26 protein-coding genes are annotated in these 25,011 nt (G+C 65.4%); 4 read left to right on the plus strand and 22 right to left on the minus strand.

All coding sequences use genetic code 11. The features are described 5' to 3' along the window. Positions 1 to 2: 2 nt before the first annotated feature. A complete protein-coding gene (locus tag UNPF46_RS07735; protein WP_142249591.1) occupies positions 3 to 848 on the plus strand; it encodes an SDR family oxidoreductase in 846 nt (281 codons plus the stop codon). A 122-nt stretch (positions 849 to 970) separates the two neighbouring features. Continuing rightward, positions 971 to 2,239, plus strand: coding sequence for a serine hydrolase domain-containing protein (locus UNPF46_RS07740; protein ID WP_142249592.1), 1,269 nt, complete (start codon positions 971 to 973; stop codon positions 2,237 to 2,239). A 58-nt stretch (positions 2,240 to 2,297) separates the two neighbouring features. On the opposite strand, the gene UNPF46_RS07745 is transcribed toward UNPF46_RS07740, so the two are convergent. Beyond that, on the minus strand, positions 2,298 to 3,185 hold the full coding sequence (locus UNPF46_RS07745; protein ID WP_142249593.1) for a dienelactone hydrolase family protein: 888 nt from the start codon (positions 3,183 to 3,185) through the stop codon (positions 2,298 to 2,300). A gap of 624 nt (positions 3,186 to 3,809) precedes the next feature. On the opposite strand from UNPF46_RS07745, the gene UNPF46_RS07755 reads away from it, so the two are divergent. Next, on the plus strand, positions 3,810 to 4,388 hold the full coding sequence (locus UNPF46_RS07755; protein WP_100178032.1) for a MarR family winged helix-turn-helix transcriptional regulator: 579 nt from the start codon (positions 3,810 to 3,812) through the stop codon (positions 4,386 to 4,388). 15 nt (positions 4,389 to 4,403) lie between these two features. Here the strand turns inward: UNPF46_RS07755 and UNPF46_RS07760 are convergent, their stop codons facing one another. Next, entirely contained in the window at positions 4,404 to 5,360 is a 957-nt protein-coding gene (locus tag UNPF46_RS07760) for a hypothetical protein (protein WP_142249594.1), read from the minus strand. Between the two features lie 817 nt (positions 5,361 to 6,177). Here UNPF46_RS07760 and UNPF46_RS07770 point away from each other — a divergent pair. Next, entirely contained in the window at positions 6,178 to 6,948 is a 771-nt protein-coding gene (locus tag UNPF46_RS07770; RefSeq protein ID WP_174719323.1) for a response regulator transcription factor, read from the plus strand. A 253-nt stretch (positions 6,949 to 7,201) separates the two neighbouring features. On the opposite strand, the gene UNPF46_RS07775 is transcribed toward UNPF46_RS07770, so the two are convergent. From UNPF46_RS07775 to UNPF46_RS38205, 20 genes are all read right to left on the minus strand, one after another. Beyond that, positions 7,202 to 7,660, minus strand: a complete 459-nt coding sequence (locus UNPF46_RS07775) for a hypothetical protein (protein WP_100178029.1) — start codon at positions 7,658 to 7,660, stop codon at positions 7,202 to 7,204. Then, on the minus strand, positions 7,657 to 8,169 hold the full coding sequence (locus UNPF46_RS07780) for a flagellar biosynthesis protein FlgN (protein WP_100178028.1): 513 nt from the start codon (positions 8,167 to 8,169) through the stop codon (positions 7,657 to 7,659). Before UNPF46_RS07780 ends, UNPF46_RS07775 begins: the two co-directional genes overlap by 4 nt. Positions 8,170 to 8,212: 43 nt before the next feature. Then, positions 8,213 to 8,689 (minus strand): rod-binding protein, encoded by a 477-nt coding sequence (locus tag UNPF46_RS07785; RefSeq protein WP_174718999.1) that lies wholly within the window; start codon positions 8,687 to 8,689, stop codon positions 8,213 to 8,215. Further along, entirely contained in the window at positions 8,686 to 9,105 is a 420-nt protein-coding gene (locus tag UNPF46_RS07790; protein ID WP_100181264.1) for a hypothetical protein, read from the minus strand. The genes UNPF46_RS07785 and UNPF46_RS07790 overlap by 4 nt, the downstream gene beginning before the upstream one ends. Before the next feature lie 5 nt (positions 9,106 to 9,110). After that, the gene (gene fliR / locus UNPF46_RS07795; protein WP_100178026.1) at positions 9,111 to 9,863 is read right to left on the minus strand and encodes a flagellar biosynthesis protein FliR; all 753 of its coding nucleotides are present in this window, start codon (positions 9,861 to 9,863) and stop codon (positions 9,111 to 9,113) included. Further along, positions 9,860 to 11,941, minus strand: a complete 2,082-nt coding sequence (gene flhA / locus UNPF46_RS07800; protein ID WP_100178025.1) for a flagellar biosynthesis protein FlhA — start codon at positions 11,939 to 11,941, stop codon at positions 9,860 to 9,862. Before flhA ends, fliR begins: the two co-directional genes overlap by 4 nt. Positions 11,942 to 12,018: 77 nt before the next feature. Then, positions 12,019 to 12,285, minus strand: coding sequence for a flagellar biosynthesis protein FliQ (fliQ, locus tag UNPF46_RS07805; protein WP_142249595.1), 267 nt, complete (start codon positions 12,283 to 12,285; stop codon positions 12,019 to 12,021). Next, positions 12,282 to 12,701, minus strand: coding sequence for a flagellar hook assembly protein FlgD (gene flgD / locus UNPF46_RS07810; protein ID WP_100178023.1), 420 nt, complete (start codon positions 12,699 to 12,701; stop codon positions 12,282 to 12,284). The genes fliQ and flgD overlap by 4 nt, the downstream gene beginning before the upstream one ends. Before the next feature lie 14 nt (positions 12,702 to 12,715). Then, positions 12,716 to 13,126 (minus strand): flagellar biosynthesis repressor FlbT, encoded by a 411-nt coding sequence (flbT, locus tag UNPF46_RS07815; RefSeq protein ID WP_142249596.1) that lies wholly within the window; start codon positions 13,124 to 13,126, stop codon positions 12,716 to 12,718. Further along, a complete protein-coding gene (gene flaF, locus UNPF46_RS07820; RefSeq protein WP_063201526.1) occupies positions 13,126 to 13,470 on the minus strand; it encodes a flagellar biosynthesis regulator FlaF in 345 nt (114 codons plus the stop codon). Before flaF ends, flbT begins: the two co-directional genes overlap by 1 nt. A gap of 56 nt (positions 13,471 to 13,526) precedes the next feature. Continuing rightward, complete coding sequence (locus UNPF46_RS07825; protein ID WP_100178020.1) at positions 13,527 to 14,573, minus strand: flagellar hook-associated family protein; 1,047 nt, start codon at positions 14,571 to 14,573, stop codon at positions 13,527 to 13,529. A gap of 3 nt (positions 14,574 to 14,576) precedes the next feature. Then, positions 14,577 to 16,052, minus strand: coding sequence for a flagellar hook-associated protein FlgK (gene flgK / locus UNPF46_RS07830; RefSeq protein ID WP_142249597.1), 1,476 nt, complete (start codon positions 16,050 to 16,052; stop codon positions 14,577 to 14,579). A 34-nt stretch (positions 16,053 to 16,086) separates the two neighbouring features. Further along, positions 16,087 to 17,316 carry a flagellar hook protein FlgE gene (locus UNPF46_RS07835; RefSeq protein ID WP_100178018.1) on the minus strand — a complete coding sequence of 410 codons (1,230 nt, stop codon included), beginning with the start codon at positions 17,314 to 17,316 and terminating at the stop codon, positions 16,087 to 16,089. A gap of 120 nt (positions 17,317 to 17,436) precedes the next feature. Beyond that, positions 17,437 to 18,018: a transglycosylase SLT domain-containing protein gene (locus tag UNPF46_RS07840; protein ID WP_142249598.1), complete on the minus strand. Its 582-nt coding sequence runs from the start codon at positions 18,016 to 18,018 to the stop codon at positions 17,437 to 17,439. After that, positions 17,969 to 19,312 (minus strand): flagellar hook-length control protein FliK, encoded by a 1,344-nt coding sequence (gene fliK / locus UNPF46_RS07845; protein WP_142249599.1) that lies wholly within the window; start codon positions 19,310 to 19,312, stop codon positions 17,969 to 17,971. Before fliK ends, UNPF46_RS07840 begins: the two co-directional genes overlap by 50 nt. Next, a complete protein-coding gene (locus UNPF46_RS07850) occupies positions 19,309 to 20,487 on the minus strand; it encodes a chemotaxis protein (protein ID WP_142249600.1) in 1,179 nt (392 codons plus the stop codon). Before UNPF46_RS07850 ends, fliK begins: the two co-directional genes overlap by 4 nt. After that, positions 20,484 to 21,812 (minus strand): MotB family protein, encoded by a 1,329-nt coding sequence (locus tag UNPF46_RS07855; RefSeq protein ID WP_142249601.1) that lies wholly within the window; start codon positions 21,810 to 21,812, stop codon positions 20,484 to 20,486. Before UNPF46_RS07855 ends, UNPF46_RS07850 begins: the two co-directional genes overlap by 4 nt. Positions 21,813 to 21,818: 6 nt before the next feature. Continuing rightward, entirely contained in the window at positions 21,819 to 22,505 is a 687-nt protein-coding gene (locus UNPF46_RS07860) for a hypothetical protein (protein WP_142249602.1), read from the minus strand. Next, a complete protein-coding gene (gene fliF / locus UNPF46_RS07865) occupies positions 22,502 to 24,130 on the minus strand; it encodes a flagellar basal-body MS-ring/collar protein FliF (RefSeq protein WP_174719112.1) in 1,629 nt (542 codons plus the stop codon). Before fliF ends, UNPF46_RS07860 begins: the two co-directional genes overlap by 4 nt. Before the next feature lie 305 nt (positions 24,131 to 24,435). Beyond that, positions 24,436 to 25,011 (minus strand): flagellin (locus UNPF46_RS38205; RefSeq protein ID WP_283811656.1); only part of this gene is annotated, 576 nt, incomplete at its 5' end.

A 25,011-nucleotide genomic window follows, 5' to 3' on the forward strand; every position in this document is an offset into this window, starting at 1 on the left:
GCATGCGGCTCTTCATCCTCGGCCTCGGCTACAGCGTCCGGCACTTCGTCCACCGGTTCGGCGGCAGCTTCTCCCATGTCGCCGGCACCGTGCGCGATCCCGCAAAGCGGGACGACCTTGCCGGCCTTGAGGTGCACGGCTTTTCCGGCAGTCCGTCGCGTGAGACGGCCGAACGGGTTCGCAACGCCGATGTGCTTCTGGTGTCGATCCCGCCCGGCCCCGCCGGCGACCCCGCCATCGCAGCGTTCGGCGACGTGCTGGCGGCCGGCCGCCGCAAGATCGTCTATCTCTCCACCATCGGCGTCTACGGTGATCACTGCGGCGGCTGGGTCGACGAGACTACGCCGCCGCAGTCGACACTCGACCGCGCCCGCATGCGGGTCGCCGCCGAGCAGGCCTGGATGGACATTGCGCATGGCGATGCGGCGATCCTGCGGCTTGCCGGAATCTATGGTCCCGGCCGCAATGCGCTGGCGACATTGCGCGCGGGAACGGCCCGCCGCATCGTCAAGCCCGGACAGATCTTCAACCGCATCCATGTCGACGACATCGCGAGCGCGATCATGGCGGCGATCCCGCACCAGGGTGGCGGCACCTGGAACGTCTGCGATGACGAGCCGACGCCGCCGCAGGACGTGATCGCCTATGCCGCACAGCTGATGGGCGTTGCGCCGCCGCCCGAAGAGGATTTCGCCACCGCCGAGATGTCGGCGATGGCGCGGAGCTTCTATGCCAGCAGCGCCCGCGTCTCCAATGCGAAACTGAAGCACGAGCTCGGCATCGCGCTGGTCCACCCGACCTATCGGCACGGCCTCGACGCGCTGTGGCGCGCGGGCGAAGGACAATAGGATTCCGACGCGGCCGCGCCTCCCAGACATGCCGGCCGCGCGCTTGACTTCGTCGCAGCGCGGTCGTGATCTAGGCGTCGAGCGAGCCAGCACCTCAAGAGCTCGCCTCCTGGGAGGACGCAATGAACAAGACGATCGCCATGATCGCGGCGGCGGCTGCCGTCATCACGCTCGGTGCAGCGCGCGCCGCACCGCTGCCCGAAGCCAGCCCCGACGATGTCGGCTTTTCCAGGCAGGGTCTCACCCGTCTCGACGATTTCTTCGCACGCGAGATCGCCGCCAAGCGCGTCCCCGGCGCGGTCGTCGCCATCGCGCGTGACGGCAAGCTCGTGCACTACAAGGCCTATGGCATGCTCGACCCGGACAAGGGCACGCCGATGCCCATCGACGCGATCTTCGCGCTGGCCTCGATGACCAAGCCGATGGCGGCGGTGGCAGGCCTGACGCTGATGGAGCAGGGTCGGCTGCCGTTGCAGGCCAAGCTGTCGAACTACTATCCCGCTTTTGCCGATATGAAGGTCGGCGTGACCGAGGCCAACGGCGCGCTCAAGCTCGAGCCGCAGGCCTCGCCGATCTTCATCCACGATCTCTACCGGCATACGTCGGGATTGATGTATGGCGGCAGGCCGGACTCATCGAGCCCGGTGGCGCGGCAATATCCTGACGGCACAGCGCCCGCGATCGAAGGCGACACCCAGGCCTTCATCGATCGCATCACAAAGCTGCCGCTGGCGCATCAGCCCTCGACCGAGTTCGAATACGGCTTCTCGATCGACGTCCTCGGCGCGGTCGTCGAGAAGGTGAGCGAGCAGAAGCTCGGCGACTATCTCGCCGCCAATGTCTGGCAGCCGCTCGGCATGAAGGACGCAACCTTCCATCCGACCGACGCGCAGCGCCCTCGCCTCGCCCGCCCCTTTGCCAACGATCCGCTGACCGGCAAGCCGCAATCCATCAAGCTGCTGGACACGCCGACCAAGTTCGACTGCGGCGGCGCCTGCTCGTTTGCGACGATCGGCGACTACATCCGCTTCGGCCAGATGCTGCTCAACGGCGGCGAGCTCGACGGCCATCGCATCCTCTCGCCCAAGACCGTGCACCACATGACGACCAATCATCTCGGTCCCGAGATCAAGAACAACGTGGCGAACATCGAGCCGCATCGCGCCGGCTTCGGCTTCGGCCTTTCGGTTGCCGTCCGCACCGGCGAGGGCCTGTCGTCGGTGCCCGGCAATCCCGGCGAATTCACCTGGAACGGTGCCTACGGAACGCAGTTCTTCTGCGACCCCAAGGAGCGTCTCGTCGTCGTGGTGGGGACGGCCGCGCCCGGCGAGCTCAGGAAATATTATCGCGAGCAGGTCCAGGACATCGTCTATGGCGCGATGACGAAGTGAGACCTCGCTGAAGGAGAAAGGGCGGCCGCCAGGACCGCCCTTTTGCCTTGACCAGGCGTCAGCTCAGGACGCCGTATTTCTTGAACCAGGCCTCCGCCTGCTTCCAGGCATCCTCCGCCGCATCCTTGCGATAGCTGCCGCGGTAATCGGCATGGAAGCCGTGCGGCGCGTCGGGATAGATCTTGAATTCGGCGGTCTTCTTGTTCTCGGCCAGCGCGGCCTTCATCTGCTCGACCTGCGCGACGGGAATGCCGGTATCGGCACCACCGTAGAGGCCGAGCACCGGCGCCTTCATTTCGGGCGCGAGCTGCATCGGGCTCTTCGGCCACAGCGGATTGGCGGGATCGACCACCGTGCCGTAGAAGGCAACGCCGGCCTTGAGCGCGCCGCTGTGGGCGGCGTATTCCCAGACCGTGCGGCCGCCGCGGCAGAAACCGATGATGCCGAGCTTGGCGGTGTCGCCGCCCTGCGATCCCGCCCACGCCGCCGTCGCGTCGAGATCGGACAGCAGCTCGGCGTCCGGCTTGGCGTTGACGATCGGCAGCAGGTCCTTGATGTCGGTGATCTTGGTGAGGTCGACGCCCTTGCGGAAATAGTAGTCAGGCGCGACTGCGAACGCGCCGAGCTTGGCGAGGCGCCGCGTCACGTCCTTGATGTATTCGTGGAGGCCGAAAATCTCCATCGCCACGATGATCACCGGCGCCTTGGTGTTGCCGGCGGGACGGGCGAAATAGGCAGGCATCTCTTCGGAACCGACCTTGATCTTGGCCTCGCCGACCTGGAGACCATTGCTGTCGGTCGTGATCGGCTCGGCGCGCACGGGGCCGGCCGCAAGCGTGTAACCGGCAGCGACCGCCGCAGTGGCGCTCATGAATCCGCGGCGCGAGACCGGGGCGACTTTCGTCAGCCCGACGACGTCGGACGTCATGGTGGTTTCCAAGCTCATCGGCCTATCCCTTCCTGCTGCGCATGGTGGTTTCTCCCTTCGGCGAGGCATTCGCCAATACTTGCCGGCGAAACGCAAATCACCAGCCTGCGAGCCCGCGCGCTGTCAGGCCGGCCCCTGCCGCCGTTCCGCCTGCGCTGTTTCCAACGTCGGACGGCGCGGCTGCTCGCGTGCCGACGGCGCTCTGACATTTCCAGGACCGCCGATGTGCCGGACTTAACCATCTATCCGCATTGCATCGCAACATCCATTAACCGAAAAGGAGGGTTCTCGCCTCGGCGGCCGTCGCACCGAACGCTGCAGGTGATGTGCGTGTTCGCGCATTCGGCACCCCTCACCCGCAACAAATGGGCGGCCGGGTGGCCTCAATGACACATCATGTTGCTCGCCCCTCGCACATCGCCGTCAAACACGCGGCGAGCCGTCGTGATTTGACTGAAATTTTCAGATGACTTGAGTCGCGCGGTTTACTCGAACTTTCTTTGTGACGCCCTAGTTCCACGGCCGGAAGTTCCATCTCCCGCTACCGGCCGAAGGGCCACCCCTTGGGACTTCCTTCTCGTCCGCCGAGATTGCGCTACCCAAGGCTCAATTGAATAAAGCTTTATCCGACCCGGAATTAAGATGAATTTGGCTCGTGAATCGATTGAACTGTTGGAGCAGGTCGCACGCATCCTGTGGTTCGAAGGCACCAAGCATGGCTTGCGCGACCGCGAGTGGATGGCGCTGAGATTCCTCTCCCGTGCCAACCGCTTTTCCCGAACGCCTTCGGCGCTCGCGAGTTACGTCGGAACCACGCGCGGCACCGCCTCGTTCATCATCGGGGAGCTCGAGCGGCTCGGTTATCTCGAGCGGAAGCGCTCGGCGACGGACAAGCGCTCGGTGATGTTGAGCGTGACGCAGCAGGGCAAGAAGTTCCTGGTGCGCGACCCCGTCAACGTTCTCGTCGAGGCGATTGCCGGGCTCGACGACGAGGTCAAGATCCGCTTCCGCGATACGTTCCGGCATGTGCTGGATCAGTCGGACGCAGCCGAGCAGCGCCACCACACCGACGTCTGCAAGCGATGCATCTTTCTCCGGGAAGAGCGCACCGGCACGGACAGCAAGGCGACGGCCGAATTCAGCTGTCGCCTGTTTCGCTCGCCGATCGCGGAGGCGGAGGTCGATCTGCTGTGCACCAGCTTCGAGCATCATCGCCAATAGAGGACGGGGTGCGCTTCAGGGCGTCGCCTTGCGTGACGAATAGACGACGCCGCCGCTGGTCTCGACAACCAGACGCCCGTTCTCGCTCCTGATCTCCTCGATGCGGCCGAGGCCGGGCACCTGCTGTCCGAGCACCGCCTCGATGACGCCGTTCGGGCTCTGCAGGATCGCGATTCCTTCATAGGCCTGGCGGACCGACCAGCCCTTGATCACCTTCCGCGGTGCCGATGCACGCTCGGACGGCGCGACCGAGCCCGTGAACTCGGGCGCCGCGACCGAGGCCATCATCGCCCCCTGCTGCGACGACGGCTGCGATTGCACTGCCGCGGGCGCGGGCACCGGCGCCTGGACCTGCACCTGGGCGAGCTTGTCGAGCTTCGCCGTCGAGGACGAGCTGACCCGCTCGATGCGGTCCAAATTCTCGGCAAACCTGCCGAAGCGGTCGTTGGTTGCCTTGCTCGACTGATCGACCGCGGTGCGCAGGCCGTCGAGATTTTCCGACACTCCCGACACCTGCTTGCGAAGCTGCGCGACGGTCTCGCGCAGAATCCTGATCTCGGTATTGGCCGCAACGTTGTTCTGGGCGGGCTGCGTGGTGAGATAGGCGATCACGCCGGTGCAGGCGCAGACCACGAGGATGGCGGCGCCCGCCAATGTTGCGAGCGGCACAACCCAGGTCGGACGCGGCGGCGGCGGCTTGGCCACGATCACGGCCGGCTTCATCACGGTTTGCGGGGGCTTGGGTATAGCCATCTTGTCGAGACGCGCCTTGGCGCGAATACGCTTCAGTCCCTCGAGCGCTTCCTTCGCGAGAGCTTCGTCGCTCGCCGCGGCCGAGACACGCTTTGCGCTCGCCGCAGGCTTGGTCGCGTGCGCCGTATTGTCCTTCATATCGCGCGGCTCGGCAGCCGGCTTCGCCGTCGCGGAAACATCAGCGGTCGCGTTGGGACGAGCTTGTCCATCGGACAACATGTGAGAATGCTCCGTTCGGTTCGATCTGTCGAACGGTGACGTTATTTGTCGAAGCTTGCCTGAAACGTGCGCATCTGAAGATCTTCATCGCGCGCGATGCGACGTCGCACGCGTCAATCGCGTCACGCACGTGGCGAGAGTGCGACTCGAAAGACACACCCTCGCCAAGATTTCGCCAAGCTGGAGTCACGCCGCCGCACATGAGTCGAATTGTCGCATGTGGAAAAGCAAGTCTCGGAGTCAATCCCGGGTTGAAAAACCCTTGGTTTACATGACCCGCGGCACCACTCGAAATAGCTGTAATTGTACGGGGATACGGAACTATAGAACCATCACCGTGCAAAACTAGTTCAATTTCCAAATCAACTGATGCGATCGAATATATCAAGAAACAACCTGAAACGAATCAACAGCATCAAACACACATAGCAATCGCTTTCTTTCGCACGCTTGATCGGAAATCGGCAATCGTTACGGTCCTATCAAGTGATTCTCGCCAGTTGGCGAGGAGATCGGCAGAGTTCAGTAGCGTTCGAACGCGATGAGCAACGTGGCGCAACCGTTCTAGGTCGTTTCTCAATTCGCTCCGCGAGGTGATCCGCAAGACACCCGCCGAGCCTCACACAGTAAGCGTTCAGTATCGAGTCGAAGTAGCAGGCCTGCGAGACGCAGGCACTGAATGCGTAGGGCTGCCCGCGAATATCGAAACCATAACAACGGTTCGCGGGAAGGAATGTCGTCAAACAGCACGTTGCCGAGCCGGCGCATCACAATAACCAACCGGCCGCAACAAGTGCGAAACAGGGGCGAAAGACTGATGTATATTATCGTTGATGATCGCGAGAGCGTCGCGAACAGCTACGTCGGAGGGCTCGTTCGCGAAGGCGTATCCTCGATCGGATTCTCCTCCGGGGAATTCTGGGACTGGCTGCAATCCGCGAGCGAGTCGGATCTGGCGGCGGTCGACGCCTTCCTCCTCGGGGATTGCGATGCCCGCGGAAGCCTGCCGCGGGCCATGCGCAAGCGCTCCTCGGCTCCCATCATCGCCATGAGCGGCCAGAAGATGCTCAAGAACACGCTCGAGCTGTTCGAGTCGGGCGTCGACGACGTCGTGTACGTGCCGATCCACCTCCGCGAAATCCTCGCCCGAACGGCCGCGATCGCGCGCCGCCGGGTGGGCGAGCTGCCGAGGCCTTGCGAGAACAGGATCCAGGTCTTCTTCAACGGCCGGGACCCCGAGATCGCGGGCCATGCCCTCACCCTGCCCCGCCGCGAACTGCGCATTCTCGAATATATGGTCAGCAATCACGGCAAGTGGATCACCAAGACGCAGATCTTCAACGCGGTCTACGGCATCTTCGAGTCCACGTTCGACGAAAGCGTGATCGAGAGCCACGTCAGCAAGCTGCGCAAGAAGCTCCGCGACCGCCTCGGCTTCGACGCGATCGTGGCCCGGCGCTATGTCGGGTACCGCCTCGACATCCCCGCCGGGGACACAATCGACGAGCCGATGCAGGAGCTCGACGAGGTCGGCATTCTCCTGAACAGGACGCACGCCGTCCCGGCCGCTTACCCGGCCGGAAACTGAGACGGGCGAAGGCCCGGCGCGAATAGACAACGGCCTCCGCGGAGCACTTCGCGGAGGCCGTTGCACGTTTGGCGGCAGCGACGTGGGATGCGCCTGCTCGAGCCGCGGTGGAGGTGCGTTTTCCTCCTCATGAGGGCTGGAGATCGCATGACGGCGAGCTGAGCGCACGCCTCGTCCTTCGAGACGGCGCTACGTGGCTCCTCATCCTGAGGAGCCGCGTAGCGGCGTCTCGAAGGATGGCCGCAGAATAGAGCTACGGCTTCTGCTGGAATTCTTCCTTGGAAACGTAATTGAAGTCCTCGACCAGGACGTCCTGGACGATGTCAGCCTGCATCCGCTCGTTGACGCGCTGCTTGATGGCCGTCGTCAGGATGGAGAGGTCGTAACGGGCGAGCTTGCGGAAGTCGAGGCGGTCGTCGGCATAGATCCTGCGGAAGGCCTCGTCGACAACGAACGGCTCCGGCGGGACGTTGAGCTGGTGCATGGTCCGCGCCTCCACGGTGTAGACGAATCGCGCCACGATATAGCCCTGCACGTTGCCGTTCTCGACCATGGGCACGCTCAGCGCCCGCGTCTTCTGGTATTGCAGCCCGTCGAGATATTCGTCTTTTGCCGGCAGAAGGCTGCCATTCTCCTTCCAATAGGCCACCCCATAGCTCGTGCCCGCGGTGAGGATGCATACCCAGAGCCCGGCCAGCACCAGTCTGATCATTTTCCGTCCTGCGCTGCGCGACCGGTATAGGTGCCGTCCGACTCGGCCTCCTTGATCGCCTTGACGATGATGCCGGCGACCTCGCGCACCGCGTCATAGTGCATTTCGAGGACCGAGCGATTGCGCTCGAGCTTCTCCCGCAGCCGCTGAATCTGCTCGGTGACCTCGACTTCGCCACCGAGATGCATCCGTGCCCGCATCAGGCGGACGAATTCGAGCATGCTCCGGCTCTTGCGCGCGCTGAAATCGTCGAAATCGATCTTCTGCCCCGTGGTGAGCGCGACCGTCTCCTCCTCGACGATGCTCTCGAGGCGGCGGATTGCGGCCAGGAGGCCGCGCACCTCGTCCGATCTCGCCGCGTCCGCGCCGTCGACCACGGCCCCGGTGCCCACGATCGGCAGCAGCACGGGCAACAGCGCATCGTCTGCCGCCGCTTCCGTCATCATCGATTCGGTGTCCGTGACCGGCTGCTCGATCACGATGGCCGCTGCGCCTTCTTGTACCTGCATAGGAAATTCACCCCTCAACGTCTGTCACCCATTCCTCGGATCGTCATCCGGCCTTGCCTGCAGCGTTCGGTGCCGGCGGATGCGCGGCGGCGAGCCGCTCCGCGATGCCGATGCCCTTGCCCTTTGCCAGCTGGCTGCCAAGCTGCTCCGCCAGCATCGACTTCCAGACGCCGCCCGCCGTGCCCTTGCCGAACACTTCCTCGGAATCCTTCGGCAGCATGGTCTCGACGAAGGTCTGGAGGATGAACGCCTCGAACTTCCGGTACACCTCGCCGGATGCCGGCGCCTTGATCACCCTCACCGGCGCTCCGTTCACCGCATCCGATTGCGCCTCGGGCAGCTTCGTCGCCGATGGCTCGGCGGCCGCCGCGGCCTTGCCGACCTCCGCCTCCATCGTGGCGGCGAAATCGGCGCCCGCGGATTTCAGCGCATCGAGCTTCGCGGTCGCCGCGCGCTGCGTCACGGGATCGGCGGCCTCGAGGACGTCGAGAACGAGGTCGGGTGTGGCTGTCACGATCATGGCTTGTTCCGGTTGGCTGGCCGCGGCGTCCACGCGCGCACGGCGGGACTTTGTCCCGTCATCTCCTCGAGGGAGCGCTTCTCGGCGTCGCGAAGCTTCTCGGCCAGCGCCGCCTTCGCGACCTCCTCGAGCTGCTTCACGCGGCGGTTCTCCGCGCGAACCTGGTCGAGCTGCTGCGCGGCCTGCGCCTGAACCGCGCGCGCGTCGACGCTCGTCCTGTTCAAGCGCCGCGCGATCGATTCGCTCGACGAGCCGGCCGGCGGCGTGCCGTCGTTCAAGGCGCCTACCAGCCATTCCTGCTCGTCCTGCAGGCCTCTCTCCTGCTGCCGCAGCTGCGCGAGCCGCCATTCGGACAGCCGGAGCTGGAGCTTCACGAGCGAGACCATCCGGCCGAGCTTGTCCGCGCGCGAGGTCATGCCGGTCACTCCGCCAGCCAGGACGAGACGCCGAGCATGAATTGCGTCAGCAGCTCGTCGCTGGTGAGGTAGAGCAGCAGGAAGCCGCCGAACAGCACGAACGGCACGGAGATGAAATAAACCGGAATGGCCGGCGTCAGCTTGTTGATCAGGCCGACCGCCAGATTGACGATCACCGAATAGACGATGAAGGGGCTGGTGATCCTCAGCGTCAGCACGAACGCCTCCGACAGGCGGCCGACGAGCTGGTCGAGCGCCATGCCGCCGCCGATCCTGCTGCCGGGCTGCCAGACGTCGTAGGAGTTCATCAGGCCGCGCAGCACCTGCCAATGCTGGTCGGTCATGAAGAACAGCGTGGTGACGGATACCATGATCAACGGCACCAGGGCCGGCGCCGGATCGCTGTCGGCGACCGGCGTGCCCGGGATGTTGCTGAGGCCGATCGCGCTCGCCATCACGGTCGCCATGGTCTGGAGCGCGAGGAAGAACACGCGGCCGCCGAGCCCGATGACGCTGCCGACCAGAAGCTCGGAGCAGATCAGGAGCGCCAGCGTCAGCGGGGCTGCGTTGTCCGTGAGAGGTTTCAGGACCGCGATCAGGATCGGCGCCAGCGCGAACGTCGTGACCAGCGCCACGAACAGGCGGACCTGCGCCGGAACGTTGACGCTGGAATAGCCGGGCACCAGCATCAGGCAGGCGCCGATGCGGCAGAACACGATGAACGTCACCAGCACGCTGTCGGCAAGGCCGCTGATCACGAGATGGCTCCGAGTGCCCTGATCTCGGCGCTGCGCGCGACCTCGACATGCGACAGGACCGGCAATGTCGGGAACACCCGTTCCAGGATCATCCGGACATAGGGACGCGCTTCCGGCGTCACCGCCAGCACCACGCTGGTGCCGTTCTCCGTGAACTTGCGGATCGCGGCGGAGGCTTCGGTGGCGAACTGCTCGATCAGGCGCGGATCGGCGTCGAACTCGACGACGTCGCCCTTGGCGTCGCGCTTCAGGCTCTGGTGGAACGCGAGGTCCCAGCGGTTGCCGAGCCTGATGACGTTGAGCACGCCGTTGTCGGAAAGGTCGCCGCAGATCTGCTGGGCAAGCCGCGTCCGCACGTGCTCTGCGACCTGCTCGGAGCGCCGCACATGGGGCGCGATCTCGGCGATCGCCTCCAGGATGAGGTGAAGGTTGCGAATGGAGACCCGCTCGGCCAGCAGGATCTTCAGGATCGCCAGCAGGCCCGAATAGGAAATCTGTGACGGGCAGAGATCCTCGACCAGGCGCTTGTACTCGGGATCTAGCCGGTCGAGCAGCGCGCGCATGTCCTTGTAGGACAGCAGCTGGGAGAGGTTCGCCCTGATCACTTCGCTCAGATGCGTGAGCAGCACCGACAGATTGTCGACCGGCTTGCAACCCTGCCGCTTGACCTCGTCGGTGAAGGCTTCCGTCACCCACAGCGCCTTCATGCCGAAAGCGGGCTCGATCACCTCCTCGCCGGGCACGTCGGGCTTGCCGTCCTTGTCGACCAGCACGAGCACCTCGCCGAGCCTGAGCTCGCCATGGGCGACGCGGGTGTCGTGGATCCGGATCTGGTAGCCCTTGGGGTCGATCGACAGATTGTCGGAGAGCTTGATCTCAGGAATGACGAAGCCGTACTGCTTGGCGAACTTCTTGCGGATCTTGGCGACGCGGTGGGCGAGCTCGGTGCGCGAGCCCAGCAGATGAACCGACAGGTGGCCGCCGAGCGCCAGCTCGATCTCCGCGGTCTTGAGCTGCTCCTTGACGGATTCCTTGGCCTCGGCCTGGGCGCGTTCGTCGGCTTTGAGGGCCGCCTCTTTGCGGTCCTGCGCCGCCTGCCGCCTCGGCAGCGAGTAGCCGACGAAGGCCATGACGCCACCCAGCGCGAAGAACGGCGCCAACGGCAGCCCCGGCATCAAAGCGAGCACGAACATCATCAGCGCGGCGGCCGACACCGCGCGCGGATAACCGCTGAGCTGGCGCAGCACGGCCTGCTCTGCCGACCCCCTGGTGCCGCCCTTGGAGACCAGCAGGCCCGCCGACAGCGACACGATCAGCGCCGGCATCTGCGACACCAGACCGTCGCCGACGGAGAGCTTTGTGTAGACGTCGGCGGCGCGCGACAGTGTCAGCCCGTGATGGGTGACGCCGATGATGATGCCGCCGAAAATGTTGATCGCGGTGATGATGAGGCCGGCGATGGCGTCGCCGCGGACGAATTTCGAGGCACCGTCCATGGCACCGAAGAACGCGCTCTCCTCTTCGAGCTCGCGGCGCCGGCGCTGGGCTTCCTTGTCGTCGATCAGGCCCGCCGACAGATCGGCGTCGATCGCCATCTGCTTGCCGGGAATCGCGTCGAGGGTGAATCGGGCGCCGACTTCGGCGATACGCGTCGCACCCTTGGTGATCACGACGAAGTTCACCGTGACCAGGATGGCGAAGATGATCAGGCCGATGACGAAGTCGCCGCCCATGACGAACTTGGAGAAGCCGGCGACGACGTGGCCGGCAGCCTGCTCGCCCTCGCCACCGCGCGACAGGATCAGACGGGTGGTCGCGACGTTCAGCGCCAGGCGCAGGATCGTCGCGATCAGCAGCACGGTCGGGAAGGCCGAGAAGTCGAGCGGCCGCTGGATCCACAGCGCGACCATCAGGATCAGCGCCGACAGCGCGATCGAGAATGCGAGGCCAAGGTCGATCAGGATCGGCGGGATCGGCAGGAACAGGATCGTGAGCATGGCCACGATGCCGCCGGCAAAGAAGGCGTCGGCCCCCAATCGTCGGGGAGTCGGCAGGCTAGCAGCTAACGTATCGGCCATGGGTCACCGGCAGAGGGGTCCGCCCCCAATCTGCCGTGCAAAGCTTACGCGGGGATGGTGGCGGATCGCCGTCCGGATCAGAAGCCGTGCTCGATCCGCGAATAGACCATCTCGGTGAAGGTGGAGAGATGCGCGCCGATGAAGGAGCCGGAGACGGCAACGACGAGCAGGATGACGATGATCTTCGGAACGAAGGTCAGCGTCACCTCCTGGATCTGGGTCAGGGCCTGGATCAGCGCGATCAGGGTGCCGACCAGCATCGCGGCGCCGACCGCAGGCCCGGAGGCGACGATGATGGTCCAGATCGCCGCCTGGACGATGTCGAGAGCGTCCCGCTCGTTCATGACTGGCTGATCGTGAGGCCGGGTCCGACGGCAACCTTGGTGCCGTCCTGGAGGGTCGCGATGGAGCCGTCGCTGTTGATGGCGACCGAGACGACCTTGCCGCTGAAGCTGGCGCCGGTGGAATCGGTGAAGCTGACGGTCTTGCCAATCAGGCTGTTGGCCTGGGACAAGGACTGCGACGACAGCAGCGCGTCGAGCTTCGAATTGGTCTGCATCGCCTGCTCGACCGTCGAGAGCTGGGCGAACTGGCTCATATATTGCGAGGTGTCCATCGGATTGGTCGGATCCTGGTTCTTCATCTCGGCGATGAGGAGCTGAAGAAACGTATTGTAGTCGACGCCGCTGCCCGACGTCGTCGTGGTCGTGTTGGTCGTATTGGACTTGCCGGTCGTATCGGTCGCGCTGGTGACGTTCATGTGTCTCTCCGCTGTCAGGCAGCCTCGACGGGGGAAATGGGGGTCGCGCCGGCCAGGATGGCCTGCTCCACCGGGAACAGGGCTCGGATCCGCTTGAGCGCCTCGAAGTAACGTGTCGCCTGGACCAGCTCGTCGACCGCGCCGAGCCCGTCCAGCATCTCGCGGCTCTCGCACACGGCACACAGGGCCGCGTGATGCTGCGTGTAGAGCGCCGCGGCGTCGCGGATGTCGGTCGGGTTCATCAGCATGAGCTGGACGATGAAATAGAGCTGCCGCAGCGCCGTGGTGGCGTCGGAGGCCTGCATGACCTGCCCTTCCAGCAGGAACATCACGTCGTTGACGAGCTCGACGGAGACCTTGCGGTCCACGCGCAGCACCGCGCCGTTGATGTAGATCCGTTCGCCGGCCCGCAAGGAGACTTTCATCAAAGAGCGTCTCGGATCAGGCGGTTGATTTCGATGAGCTGCATCACGTCGTTCGATCTCTCCTCGCGAAGGCGATCGGCTTCCTTGACGACCCACAGGCCGATCGAGATGATGTCGGCGCGCAGCTTTTCCGGCAGCCCGTTTTCAGGATGCGAGAGATCCTCGATGAAGATCGTCCACAGCCGCCGCACATAGAGCAGGCTCTCGACCAGATCCTCGAGGCTGAAGCGCCCTCTCTGGAGGCGCTCGAGCCGGTCGATGCCGAGGCTGAGCGCCTGCCGCTCGCGCCCCCGCGCCTCGTAGCCACTCTCGTCGACGACCGCTTCATAGGCTTCAAACGTCATCAGAACCACTCTGCGCAGGAGACCGAATAACAGGACAAAATTTGCGACCCCCGACTCTAGAGATAGTTGATGAGGCTGATCTGCTGGAGCTGCGAGGTCAGCGCGAGCGCCGTCTTGATCTGGGTCTGCAAGGTGTTAACCCGGACCGAGGCCTCGGTCGGGTCGACCGCCTCCAGCTTGACGATCTGGTTGTTGAGAATGTCCTTCTGGATCTTCAGCTTCTCGGATGCGCCGGTGAGCCGTTGCTGGATCGAGCCGACGGTACCGCCGAGCACGGCGAGATCGTTGATCGCGCCGCTGACGAGACCGATGGCCTTGTCGACGACGACCTGGAACGTGTCCTTGCTCAGGCTGGTGTTGCCGAGGTCGGTGAGCATGGTGTAGGCCTCGGCCAGCTTACGGAAGCCGGGCTGGTTGGCGCTGACGGAGCTGTCGACGACCTCGGTCGTGGAGATGCGGCTCGACAGCGTCTGATCCGTTGCCGTTGACCAGTTGGTGTTCCAGGCGGGGCTTGCGAACTCCGGATCGAGATTGTTGTCGAGGAAGTTCTGCATCTGCGCCGGCGTGATCGTGCTCACGCCCGCCGCGGACTGCGAGAAGCCGAACGTCGCCAGGAAGTCTGCGTCGACCTGGTTCTTGCTGGTCGATCCGGCGGTGTAGTTCGCGACCGGCACGGTCTGCGTATTGATGCCGCCGAACAGATACGAGCCGTTGTAGGAGACGTTGAGCGCGCCGATCAGATCCTGGAGGTTGGCGGACGCGCTCGGCAGGATGATCTTCGCGCCGCTGTCGGCGTCGCGGGCCGCGATCAGGTTCTTGAGGAATTCTGACGCGGTCGTGCCGAGCTGAGTGATCCGGTTCTGCGTCACGTCGAGGCGCCCCGACACCAGCTCGTTGGTGTCGACGAGCTGGTCGGCGAAGTTGAAATCGGCCCGCAGCGCCACGTCGCGGCCCGTTCCCGTGCCGAGCTCCAGGCCGACATCGGCGAAACGGCCGGTGGTCGCCTCCTTCGAGGCCTTGGTCAGCGCGCTCTGGTTGTTCGTGATCGACGACCTCAACGACGACGACAGCATCAAGGTCGAAATGTAGTTCGCGCTCATCATGACTTAATTCCCCACGGCAGCCAGCAGGCTCTGCAACATCTGGTCGACGGTCGAAATGATCTTGGACGAGGCCGAATAGGTGCGCTCGACCTGGAGCATCAACGACATCTCGTCGTCCATGTTGACGCCGGCGACGTTGGACAGCGCCGCGGTGCTGCGGTCGAGCAGCGTGTTCTGGTACTGCACGTTGGCGTCCGCGGTCTTGCGATGGCTTTCGATCCAGCTCGCCGATGACGAGGCGAACTCGATCACGCTGCCGCTCGGCTTGCCTTGCGCCGTGACATCGAACGGCTGCGGCGCGTTCATGTTGTCGATCAGCTGCTGGAGACGCGTCGAGAAGCCGGCGTTGCCGGTCGTGTTGTAATTGTAGGCGGGGTTGCCGCTGATGGCGCCGTCGCGCAGCAGATTGGGGTTGCCGCCCGCGGCCGGATCGACCGACGCGGCGACCGAGATCGTACCGGCGAGGCCGACCGAGATCGTGGCGCTCGCGGGCATCGCGGGCGCTCCGGGATAGGTGAAGAGGCCGGGCACGTCGGGCAGCGCAGCGCCGGACTGATCGACCTCCTTGAAGGCATTGATCAGGCCGCGCGCGACTTCGTCGAGCTGGCTCTGATACGTCACCGTGTCCTGGTCGCGCAGCTGGGCAAGGCCGGCGAGCTTGCCGGATTTGAGCGGCATGACGGAATTGGCACCGGTCACGGGCACGCCGTCGATGAAGACGGCATTGCCGGTGGTGCCGGCCGTGTAGGCGTTGGTCGGCGCGAAGCTCACCGTCCGCGCCGTCTTGTCGAACAGCACGACACCGCTGTCGGTATAGAGCGCCGCATCGCCATTGGGACGCAGCGACATGGTGACGCCGAGCTCCTGCGACAGCTTCGAGACGATGCTGTCGCGCTGGTCGAGATAGTCGGTGACGTCGTCGCCGGTGATCGTGCCCTTCACGATCGCGGTGTTGACGGTCTGGAACTGGGTGAGGAGCTGGTTGATGTTGCTGACCGACGTCGCCATGTCGGCGTCCGCCTGCTCGCGGACCGACTGCACGGTCTTGGTGGCCTGGTTGAGCGCGGTCACCATGTCCTTGGCGGACGTCACGGCGGATTGTGCCAGGGTCGCATTGTCGGTGGAGTTGGCGTATTGCTGCAGCGCCTGCTTCAGCTTGTTGAGCTGGGCGGTGGGCGACTGTTCGAGCTCGGGATCGTCCACTGTCGCGGCCGCGATCTTCTGCAGACCGTCATAGATCACGCTCTGCTTGGCGGACGAGGACGTCGCGATCAGGACGTTGGTATAGAGGCCGGACGAGGCGGCGCGCTGGATCGCGGCGACATAGACGCCCGCGCCGGGAAAATTGTCCAGCATGGTGAGCTTGCGCGAATAGCCGGGGGCACTGGCCCCGGCGATGTTGCGCGAGATCGTCGCCGACTGGATGCCCGACGCCATGAGCGAGGAGCGGGCGGAGTTGAGGGCGCCGGTGATGGACATGAAGTGCTCTTACCCGAGACGAGCGCTGAGGAATTCAGCGCTTCAGGTTGACGACGACGTCCAGCAGGTCGGCACCGGTCTGGAACGATTTCGAGTTGGCGGTGAAGCCGCGCTGGGCCTCGATCATCGAGGTCAGCTCGTCCGCGAGATCGACGTTGGAATCTTCCAATGCGCCGGATTTGACGGTGCCGAGACCGCCCTGGCCGGCGAGGCCGACCTGGACGTTTCCCGACTCCAGATTGGGCGAATAGACGTTGCCGACCTCGGGCGTCAGATGGTCCGGGCTCGGCACGGTGGCGAGCGCGATCTGGAAGCTCGGCAGCGTGGTGCCGTTCTTGAGCACGGCGGTGACGATGCCCTTGTCGTCGATGTTCACCTTCTCGACCGCGGACGGAGCGTTGCCGTCGACGGTCGCCTTGAAGTCGAAGGCGGCAGCGACCTGGGTCATGGCCGACATATCGATGTTGAAGGCGGCCGAGCCGCCGGGGATCGCGACCGAGAGCGACGTCGGGCTCGCCGCGGCGAGCTTACCCTTGCCGGTCGCGGTGACGTCGAAGGTAAACGTGGTTGCGGGGCCGGCCGTCGTCAGCGCGGTTGCGCCATTATAGACCTGGATGTCCCAGGTGTTGGCGCCCGTCTTGGCGGCGTAGACGTCGAGCGTCACGGCATTGCCGATATTGTCGTAGGTCACCATCGAGGTCTTCGAGGTGTAGTTGGCGGGCCCCGCCGGGGCTGCGATCGCGGTTGCGCTCGGATCGAGGTTGGCGGCGACGGTCGCCTTGGTGGACGGCGCAGCCTGCAGCGCCATCTGGTTGACGTTGATGACCTGCAGGCCGCCGAAGCCGTTGGCGGCGACGGTGGGGACGGCGCCGTTCGCGATGTTGTAGCCCATCAGCTGGAAGCCGGCGGTGTTGACGAGGTTGCCGGTATTGTCGGGCACGAACGCGCCGGCGCGGGTCAGGAAGTTGTTTCCGTTCGCGTCCTGCACCACGAAGAAGCCATTGCCCTGGACCGCGAGATCCGTCGTCGACGTCGTGAAGTGATAGTTGCCGGGATCGGAGATGGCGTAGCGGACCGTGGTCTCGACCGCGCCGGAATCGTAATTGCCGGAGCCGCTCTTCAGGATCAGCGAGGAGAATTCGGTGGAAGCCCGCTTGTAGCCGGTCGTGTTGACGTTGGCGATGTTGTCCGAGACCGTCGACAGCTTGTTGGACTGCGCGTTCATCCCGGAAACGCCGGTGCGCATAACACCATACAGGCTCATGAAGGGGGCTCCTTTGGTAGGTTGCAGCTACAATGCGGGTTCTTGCTTGCGCGGGGCTGATGATTGGGGACGATGCACAACTTGTCGTCGCGCCATCGGTCGTTGCTTCAGTTCGTCACGTCACGTCGCCTTCGGCTGACAGAACGAGCGCGCCTTGTCGGTCCACGCGCCGAAGCCACTGGAGACGAGATGCGCGACGATGTGGCAGACGTAGCGCTTCTGCGCCGGCTGGTTGTTGGGGCCGGCATTGTAGCGCGCGACCGCCATGGTCCAGCTGCCCTCGCGCTGCTTCAGTTCTTTCAGGAACCGCGCGGCATAGTCGACGTTCCTGGCGGGATCGAACATCGCCCGCACCGAATTGAACTTGTCGCCGTGGAAATAGTGGTTGATCTGCATGCAGCCGAGATCGATCAGCTTGATCCCCTTGCCGCGTATCGCCTCGAAATTCGCGATCGCGTCGTCGAGGTCCTTGGCGAACACGGTCTGGCCGTCGGCCCCGAGCGCGTAAGGATGCAGCGCGCCGCGCCGCCCGGTCTCGGTGAGGCCGACCGCGTAGAGAATGCCGAGCGGAATCCCGTGCTGCTGGGCCGCGCGCGCCATCTCGCGCTCGCAGGGACGCGCGCCGTCGGTCGCCGCCGCCGCGGTGCCGGCATTACAGATAAACAGGGCCGCGGCGATTCTGCTGGCCCAATTCCTGGTCATGACGCGTCTCCTGGTTGGACTGGCGCTCCTGCCTTGCCTGCCTGGCGCCGCCGTCGGACTGTCCCGATGGCGTGCCGGCGCCGCCGAACGTTCCTTGCGACTGCGACGAAGGCTGTTGCTGGCCCGAGAACTGCGGCTGCGACTGGCCGGAGCCGCTCTGGAATCCGTCGAGCGAGCCGTGCTGCACGGGCGCGACGTCGGCCACGTAGCCTGCCGATTGCATCAGATCGCGGATCGAATCGCGCTGCTGGTCCAGCATCTGGCTGGTGTCCTTGCGCTCGGCCGCTAGATGGATGGACACTTCGGTGCCGACGAGACGAAGGCGCACGGTGACGTTGCCGAGCGCGGGCGGCTCCAGATTAAGTGTCAGGATCTTCAGCGGCTGATCCGGCGCATTGGTCTGGGACGCCGTGAGATCCGGCGCGGCGGACGCCGCAGGGCTTGCGGACTCCTTCAGCTCGGCGACGACGGCGCTCGCGACCTGCTGCGGGGCGCTGAACTGCGCCGGAGGCAGATGGGTCTCCTGCTGGACCACCGTGACTTTGATCGGTTCTGGCAACGCCTCGCGCCCCGCGGCCCTGGCGGCGCGCTCGACATTGGCCGTGACCGCTTCGAAGCCTGCTGTCGCGGGCATCGCGCCCGACGGCTCACTGTCCTGTGCAGGCAGGGGTTGAGGCGCGGCCGCCACTTGCGAGGCCGCGCCCCGCGGCCGCGCGGCGGCCGGAGCATCATCGGGTGAAGCGGTCTCGGTCGTCGCCGCCGCCTTCGTACCCTGAACCTCGCGCTTCGTGGACGGCCCCTCCTCGCGCGCGGGCGCGTCCTTGTCGGCCGACTGCAACTGCATCTGCGGCTTCACGGCAGGGGCGGCGGCGATCTCCTGTCCGATCACCACGGCAGTATTCGACGGGGCCTGGACGTCCGGCTTGGCGGCATGATCGACGCGGCGTTGCTTCTCCGAGGGCTTGTCGGTCGTCTTGTCGGACGGCTCTTCGCTGGACTTTGCGTGCTCCGACGCTGCGACGCGCTCCGGCACCACCGCGGTTTTCGGCTTCTCCGCCTCGCCCGGGTGAGCCAGACGCGTACGCAACGTTCCGGGCTTTGCCGTCGTCTCGCTGCCGCCGTCGTTCAGAGCCTGCTTGGCAAGGTTCGAGACGGTATGGAGCAGGTCGTTGAACGAGGAGCTGGACTGAGACTTGCCCCCGGCGCTCTTGGCCGAGCGCGACGTTCCCCGGATGTTGAGGCTCTCGGCAAGACCCGAGAAGAGCTGTCCGGAGGTTCCCGTGAGCTTGGTCATGGACGGCGATCCCTGGTGAAGAGTTCGAGCTCGCGGAGCTGCTTCTGCGCGCGCGCGAGCGTCGCGGTTGATGACGCCAGATCTAGGCGCGCCGGCGTTACCGGAGGCTTGTCGGTTGCAGTGGCGGATTCGCCCGGAAGCGGCTTGCGAACATCGAGCGCGAGCTGCACCGTGGCGTTGAACAGGGGCACGTCGCGCTCGGGCAGCTTCGACCGGTCGACCGCCTTCAACTCGGCGAGGCCGCCGTCATATTCGTCGGCGAGTGCCCGCGCCGCGCCGCGGAAGAAATGCGCCCGTTCGCGGTCCGCCGAGGCATCAGCGCTGAGCGTCAGCGCCCGTTCGCCGGCGAGCCGCGTCACGGCCAGGTGTCCGCGCACCATCGCGGCGCGCGCGATCACCAGATAGAGCTTGAGGCGGCTTGCCCGATCGATCTGCTCCAGCAGGGCCGCGATCCGCGCGAAGCGGCGTTCGTCGAGCGCCAGGCTTGATTGCGTCAGACCGGTGGAGAAGCGCTGCCAGAAATCGCCGGCATAGATCGAGTTGCGGTAGTGGCGGAGATAGGCCAGCGTCAGGAACTCGAACTTCTCGAAATCCTCCGCCTGCCCCACCAGCAGGATCTCGCGCCGCAGCGCCGCCTCCTCCACCAGCGTGCCGGGCAGCAGCAGGCGCGCGTCGTCCAGGCGCTCGATCGCGAGCGAGGCCTCGACACGCGCGAACAACGCACCCTGGACCAGCGCGACCTGTCCGCCGAGGCCGGAGGACAGCGTCCGCGGCTTGACGTCCTTGAGCTGCTCGCGCGCTTCCTCCTGACGGCCCTCGACATAAGCGAGCGCGCCGTTGAACAGCCGCTCGTCCACGTTCATCTTGTCGCGCGGCAGCTTGCGGACGATTTGCGGCGCCCCGCCGCTGAGCAGGTAGATGACGACGGCCTGGCTGTTCTGCGGATTGCTCCACACGGCGGGATCGGCCGCGAGAAACTTCTCGCCGATCTGCCGGATCAGCGCGATGTGGCTGCCATGCGCGGCGGTGTCGCCGCTGGCGATGCCGTCCTGCACCGCCTGCAACGCGCGGACGAGTTCATAGGGCTCACCCGACTGGCGCGCGGGTTGCGCAAGCCCGCGTCCCGCCGTGAACGGCAGGAGCAGCAGGGCGGCGCAGAGGAGCGGCCTGATCAAGGGCGCTTCTCGCGGATCAGGATCTCGATCCGGCGGTTCTGCGCGGCGGCGGGATCGTTCGGAAGCTTCGGGCGCCGGTCGGCGTAACCTTCGACATGCTCGATCCGCTGCGCGTCGACGCCGGAGCGGACCAGCATGTAATAGGCCATCTGGGCGCGGGCGGTCGACAGCCGCCAATTGTCGTAGTTCTCGGAACGATACGGCCGATTGTCGGTATGGCCGCGGACGATGATCATGCCCTGGCGCTTCGTCAGCAGCGGCCCGATCTTGTCGATCACGCGGATCAGTTCGGGCCGCGGCTCGGCCGAGCCGACCGCGAACATGCCGAAGCTCGCATCGTCGGTCAGGCTGATCAGGAGCCCCTCCTCGACCTGACGCACCTCGGCCGCCGGGCCTGCGCCCGCCTTGATGTCCGACAGCGCCTCCGCGATCGCGGACTGCAGCTGCTTGACGGTCGGCTGCTGAGTCTGCGCGGCATCGCGCGGATCGTTTTCCTTGGCGGCATCGTTCGGACGTGCCGGCGCGGCGGCGTTGGCTTGAGCGGTCGCTTGACTGTTCGCCTGAGCCGTCGCCTGGGCGCTGCCTTCGCGCGGCGATTGCGCCGGCGCCGGCGGCATCAGCGGCGACAGGTTCGCGGACGACGCATCCGCGTTCGAAGCCACGCTTCCGCCGGCGTCGTCCGCCTTGGCACGACGTGTCTGCTCACCCGGACTTGCGGCGGCCGCGGCGTCGCGCGCGGAGGCATTCGGCTTGGGCTCGCTTTCGATCATGCGATCCGCGTCCTTGGAGGCTTGCGGCGCCAGCTTCCAATAGCCGGGATCAAACGGATCGCGATAGGCGTCGCCGCCCTTCAGGCCATCCTCTTCGGCCGACGTCAGCGCGCCGGCGCGCCTCTGCCCCGAGGCCTGGTTGGCGCTGCTCGCGATCTCGGCGAGCGTTGCGTAGGGATCGCGGAACAGCACTTTCTCTTCGTAGAAGGGCGGCTTCTCCGCCGTCGGGGAATCGCCGCGGCGCTCTTCGCTCGGACCGGCCGGCTGCCGCCTGCCGTCCTGACCTTCCAACGACGACGGCTCCTTCTTGGAGAGGTCCTTCAGACCTTTCGGGGCAGGTGCGTTCTCCGCGAGCTTGATCGGATTGAAATAGCTCGCGACAACCTGCTTCTGGTCCTGGTTGAGCGCGTTCAGCAGCCACATGACCAGGAAGAACGCCATCATCGCGGTCATGAAGTCCGCATAGGCGATCTTCCATACGCCGCCGTGATGCGCCTCCTCGGCAAAGGCGCTGCGACGGCGGACGATCACGAGCTCATGCTTGACTTCTTCCATGGCGGCTTACCGGCGCGCTTCCTTCAGGCGTTCGCTCCAGGCCGAGATCTGCGTCTCGATCACGGTCTGGTCGGCGACGACGCGGACCTCGACCGTCTCGGCCGCCTCATACTCGATGCCGGTGCGCCTGGACGCCTCGAGCTGGGTTCTCACGAGATCGAGCAGCTCGCTCGGGCCGGTGACCTTGAAGGCAGGCACCGACGAGTTGCCGGTCAGCGCCGCAATCTGCTCGACCAGCGATCCGATCGCCTTGTCACGCACCGCGTCGGCGAGGAACGGCAGCAGGATCCGCGCGACGGAGCTTGCGATGTTGGTCTCGATCTCGCGGCACGCCGCCTCGAAGCCGCTGACGATCGCGACCGCCTGCTGGTCGGACCATTTGGCGCGCTCCTCGCCGAGCCGGACCGCGCTGCGAACGCGCTCCTCGGCAAGCTTGGTGTCGCCTTCCGCAACGCCGGCGGCCAGGCCGCGCCGGTAGGCGTCCTCCAGCAGATTGACCGGCGGCGCTTCCGCCTTCGGCGCCGGAGGCGGCGACTGCGGCTGCGGCTGAGCCTGAAGCTGCGGCTGAGATTCGCGCGCGATCTCCTTCGGCCTTGTCAGCACGTCCTGGATCTTGGGCGGCGGAGGCGGCGGTGCCTTGGCCCGGCCGTTCGCGTCGAACTGAGTCAGGAGCTTTCCGATTGCCGCGTTCATGCCGCCTCCTCGCGTCGCATCCAGTCTTTAAGGATCGCTGCCGCCTGCGCCTGATCGAGCCGGACGATCTGCTCCAGCCGCTTCTGCGGCGTGCGCTGCATCTTGCCTTCGAGGTCCTCGACGAGGTTGAGCTCGGGGTCGCTGTTCTCTGCAAGGGCAAGGGCCGCAGCGGCTTCCAGCTCAGCGGCCTCGGCGGCCTCCACCTGCTCCTGCTCCGCGCGATGCGTCAGAATGCCGTTGACCGCCGGCCGCAAGCCGAACCAGACCAGCATCGAGGCGACCGCCAGGATCGTCACCGCGTTGATGACGCTGCCGAGCTGCTTGTTGATCATCTCGACGAAGCTGATCGGCGGCACCGGCGCCAGCTCGCGCGAGCCTTCGATGAAGTCGACGGCCGTCACCTGGATCTGATCGCCGCGCGTCTTGTCCAGTCCGCCGGCCGTCGCCGCCAGCTGGCTGATCTCGGCGAGCTTGCTGTCGACGATGGCCTGGTTGGTCTTGTCGCCGAGATCGGCGACCAGCCGGGCGCGATTGACCAGCACGGCGATGAAGAGCTTCTTCACCGAATAGCCGTCGCTCACCGTCGTCGTGGTCTTGGACGAGACCTCGAAATTGGTGACGTCCTCGCGGCGGGTCTTGTCCTCGCTGGAGTTCTTGCCGCCGCCGGCGTTCACCTGCTGATCGGGAAGGTTCTGCTGCACCGTGGTCGGGGTCGAACGGTCGGCGTTCTGCGACGATTCCTTCTCGCGCACGTTCCGCACCGAACGCTCGGCACGGCTCTCGGGATCGTAAACGGTCTCGTTGATCTGCTTCTTGTCGGTGGAGAGCTGCGGGGCGACGCTCACCTCGAAATTGTCGAGGCCGAGATACGGCGTCAGCGCCTTGCGGATGTTCTCCTGCACCATGCCGCCGACCGTCTTCTGCAGGCTCGCCATCTTGGTCGGGGCGGCGCTCGCCTCGTCCTCTTCGGCGAGCAGCATCGAACCGTCGGCGTCGAGCACCGTCACCTTGTCGCGGCTCATGCCCGGAATCGCGGCGGCGACGAGATGGCGGATCGACTGCGCCGTGCGCGCCTCGATGGCGCCGTCGGTGCGCAGCACGACCGAGGCGGATGGCGGCTGCTGCGTCGCGCGGAACGAGCCGCGCACCGGCAGCACGATATGCACGCGCGCCGCCTTGACGCCCTTCATCAATTGAACCGTGCGCGCGATCTCGCCTTCCAGCGCGCGCAGCTTCGTCACTTCCTGCATGAACGAGGTCAATCCGAGCGAGCCGATCTTGTCGAACAGCTCGTAGCCGGAATTGGCACTGGTCGGCAGCCCCTTCTCGGCGAGCAGCATGCGCGCCTGCATGGTCTGGCTCGGGCGCACCGAGAGCGCATCGCCCGCCGTGTTGACGTCGAAGGTGACGTTTTGCTCGCGCAGCGCCGCGCCCATTCGCGTCACGTCTTCGCGGGTGAGGCCGGTATAGAGCGTCTCGAACTCGGGACGGCTCAGATAATACGCGCCGCCGACGACAGTGACGAGAACGGCGAAGCCGATCAGTCCCAAGGCCATCAGGCGTCGCGGCCCAAGCTCCAGCAGGTTGTTGAGCAGTTGCTGTATCTGCGCACGACTGAACAGCATATGACCTCGTACCAATGCGAACGTAGACGACACTCCGCTGCCAACCTTGTCTGAGGGTTGCGCGCGGACGCGATTGTGTCAGTTCGCAGGCACGGCGTTGCAATTTTACAAGAAGCTTGGAGACGCCTTCAGCCTTTCGGCAACGCGCAGTCGCTCCGGGCGCATCATGGTGCGGTCGGTTGCGGCGGGCCGTATCAGGTCTGGCGTCGGGGTCGATTGCGGGCACGTCATGTGCCGTCGCGTCCGCCGGTCACGGCGGGGACCGTGCTCCCTGAAGGGAGCACGGTCGTTTTCGAAAGCGCCGCTTAGCCGCGGAACAGCGACAGGATGCTCTGGCTGTTCTGGTTGGCGATCGAGAGCGCCTGAACGCCGAGCTGCTGCTGGGTCTGCAGCGCCTGGAGCCGGGTCGATTCCGCGTTCATGTCGGCGTCGACGAGCTGGCCGATACCGCGATCGACCGAGTCCATCAGCGACTTCACGAATTCCGTGTTGTTCGAGATGCGGTTCTTGATGGCGCCGAGGTTGGCGGCGGACTGGCTGACGGTGTTGATCGCCGCGGTGACCTTCGCGATGTAGCCATCGAGGATGGTCTGGTCGGCGGCCGAGTCGGTCAGCGCACCGATGTTGAGGCTGTCGACCGAGGCGCTGCCGCTCACCGTGTCGAGGATGCCGTTCGTGCTCGCGGTGTAGAGCGAGTAGTTGGCAACCGTCACCGTGATGGTGCTGATCGTCGGCGTGCCGCCGACGCGCGAGAACGAGGACACCAGGTTGACGGTGGCCGGGGTCGAGGCGTTGGTGCTCAGCCAGTTGACGCCGTTGAAGGTCGCCGCGCTGGCGACGTTCTTCATGTCCTGCTGGATCTGGGTGATTTCCGACTGGAT

Source organism: Bradyrhizobium sp. UNPF46, assembly GCF_006658625.1.
Lineage (GTDB): Bacteria > Pseudomonadota > Alphaproteobacteria > Rhizobiales > Xanthobacteraceae > Bradyrhizobium > Bradyrhizobium nitroreducens.

Bases quoted from the DNA above. Each gene is read 5' to 3' on its own strand.
- UNPF46_RS07735 (WP_142249591.1), top strand. From the start codon at position 3: ATGCGGCTCTTCATCCTCGGCCTCGGCTACAGCGTCCGGCACTTCGTC.
- UNPF46_RS07740 (WP_142249592.1), top strand. From the start codon at position 971: ATGAACAAGACGATCGCCATGATCGCGGCGGCGGCTGCCGTCATCACG.
- UNPF46_RS07745 (WP_142249593.1), bottom strand. From the start codon at position 3,185: ATGAGCTTGGAAACCACCATGACGTCCGACGTCGTCGGGCTGACGAAA.
- UNPF46_RS07755 (WP_100178032.1), top strand. From the start codon at position 3,810: ATGAATTTGGCTCGTGAATCGATTGAACTGTTGGAGCAGGTCGCACGC.
- UNPF46_RS07760 (WP_142249594.1), bottom strand. From the start codon at position 5,360: ATGTTGTCCGATGGACAAGCTCGTCCCAACGCGACCGCTGATGTTTCC.
- UNPF46_RS07770 (WP_174719323.1), top strand. From the start codon at position 6,178: ATGTATATTATCGTTGATGATCGCGAGAGCGTCGCGAACAGCTACGTC.
- UNPF46_RS07775 (WP_100178029.1), bottom strand. From the start codon at position 7,660: ATGATCAGACTGGTGCTGGCCGGGCTCTGGGTATGCATCCTCACCGCG.
- UNPF46_RS07780 (WP_100178028.1), bottom strand. From the start codon at position 8,169: ATGCAGGTACAAGAAGGCGCAGCGGCCATCGTGATCGAGCAGCCGGTC.
- UNPF46_RS07785 (WP_174718999.1), bottom strand. From the start codon at position 8,689: ATGATCGTGACAGCCACACCCGACCTCGTTCTCGACGTCCTCGAGGCC.
- UNPF46_RS07790 (WP_100181264.1), bottom strand. From the start codon at position 9,105: ATGACCTCGCGCGCGGACAAGCTCGGCCGGATGGTCTCGCTCGTGAAG.
- flhA (WP_100178025.1), bottom strand. From the start codon at position 11,941: ATGGCCGATACGTTAGCTGCTAGCCTGCCGACTCCCCGACGATTGGGG.
- fliQ (WP_142249595.1), bottom strand. From the start codon at position 12,285: ATGAACGAGCGGGACGCTCTCGACATCGTCCAGGCGGCGATCTGGACC.
- flgD (WP_100178023.1), bottom strand. From the start codon at position 12,701: ATGAACGTCACCAGCGCGACCGATACGACCGGCAAGTCCAATACGACC.
- flbT (WP_142249596.1), bottom strand. From the start codon at position 13,126: ATGAAAGTCTCCTTGCGGGCCGGCGAACGGATCTACATCAACGGCGCG.
- flaF (WP_063201526.1), bottom strand. From the start codon at position 13,470: ATGACGTTTGAAGCCTATGAAGCGGTCGTCGACGAGAGTGGCTACGAG.
- UNPF46_RS07825 (WP_100178020.1), bottom strand. From the start codon at position 14,573: ATGATGAGCGCGAACTACATTTCGACCTTGATGCTGTCGTCGTCGTTG.
- flgK (WP_142249597.1), bottom strand. From the start codon at position 16,052: ATGTCCATCACCGGCGCCCTCAACTCCGCCCGCTCCTCGCTCATGGCG.
- UNPF46_RS07835 (WP_100178018.1), bottom strand. From the start codon at position 17,316: ATGAGCCTGTATGGTGTTATGCGCACCGGCGTTTCCGGGATGAACGCG.
- UNPF46_RS07840 (WP_142249598.1), bottom strand. From the start codon at position 18,018: ATGACCAGGAATTGGGCCAGCAGAATCGCCGCGGCCCTGTTTATCTGT.
- fliK (WP_142249599.1), bottom strand. From the start codon at position 19,312: ATGACCAAGCTCACGGGAACCTCCGGACAGCTCTTCTCGGGTCTTGCC.
- UNPF46_RS07855 (WP_142249601.1), bottom strand. From the start codon at position 21,812: ATGGAAGAAGTCAAGCATGAGCTCGTGATCGTCCGCCGTCGCAGCGCC.
- UNPF46_RS07860 (WP_142249602.1), bottom strand. From the start codon at position 22,505: ATGAACGCGGCAATCGGAAAGCTCCTGACTCAGTTCGACGCGAACGGC.
- fliF (WP_174719112.1), bottom strand. From the start codon at position 24,130: ATGCTGTTCAGTCGTGCGCAGATACAGCAACTGCTCAACAACCTGCTG.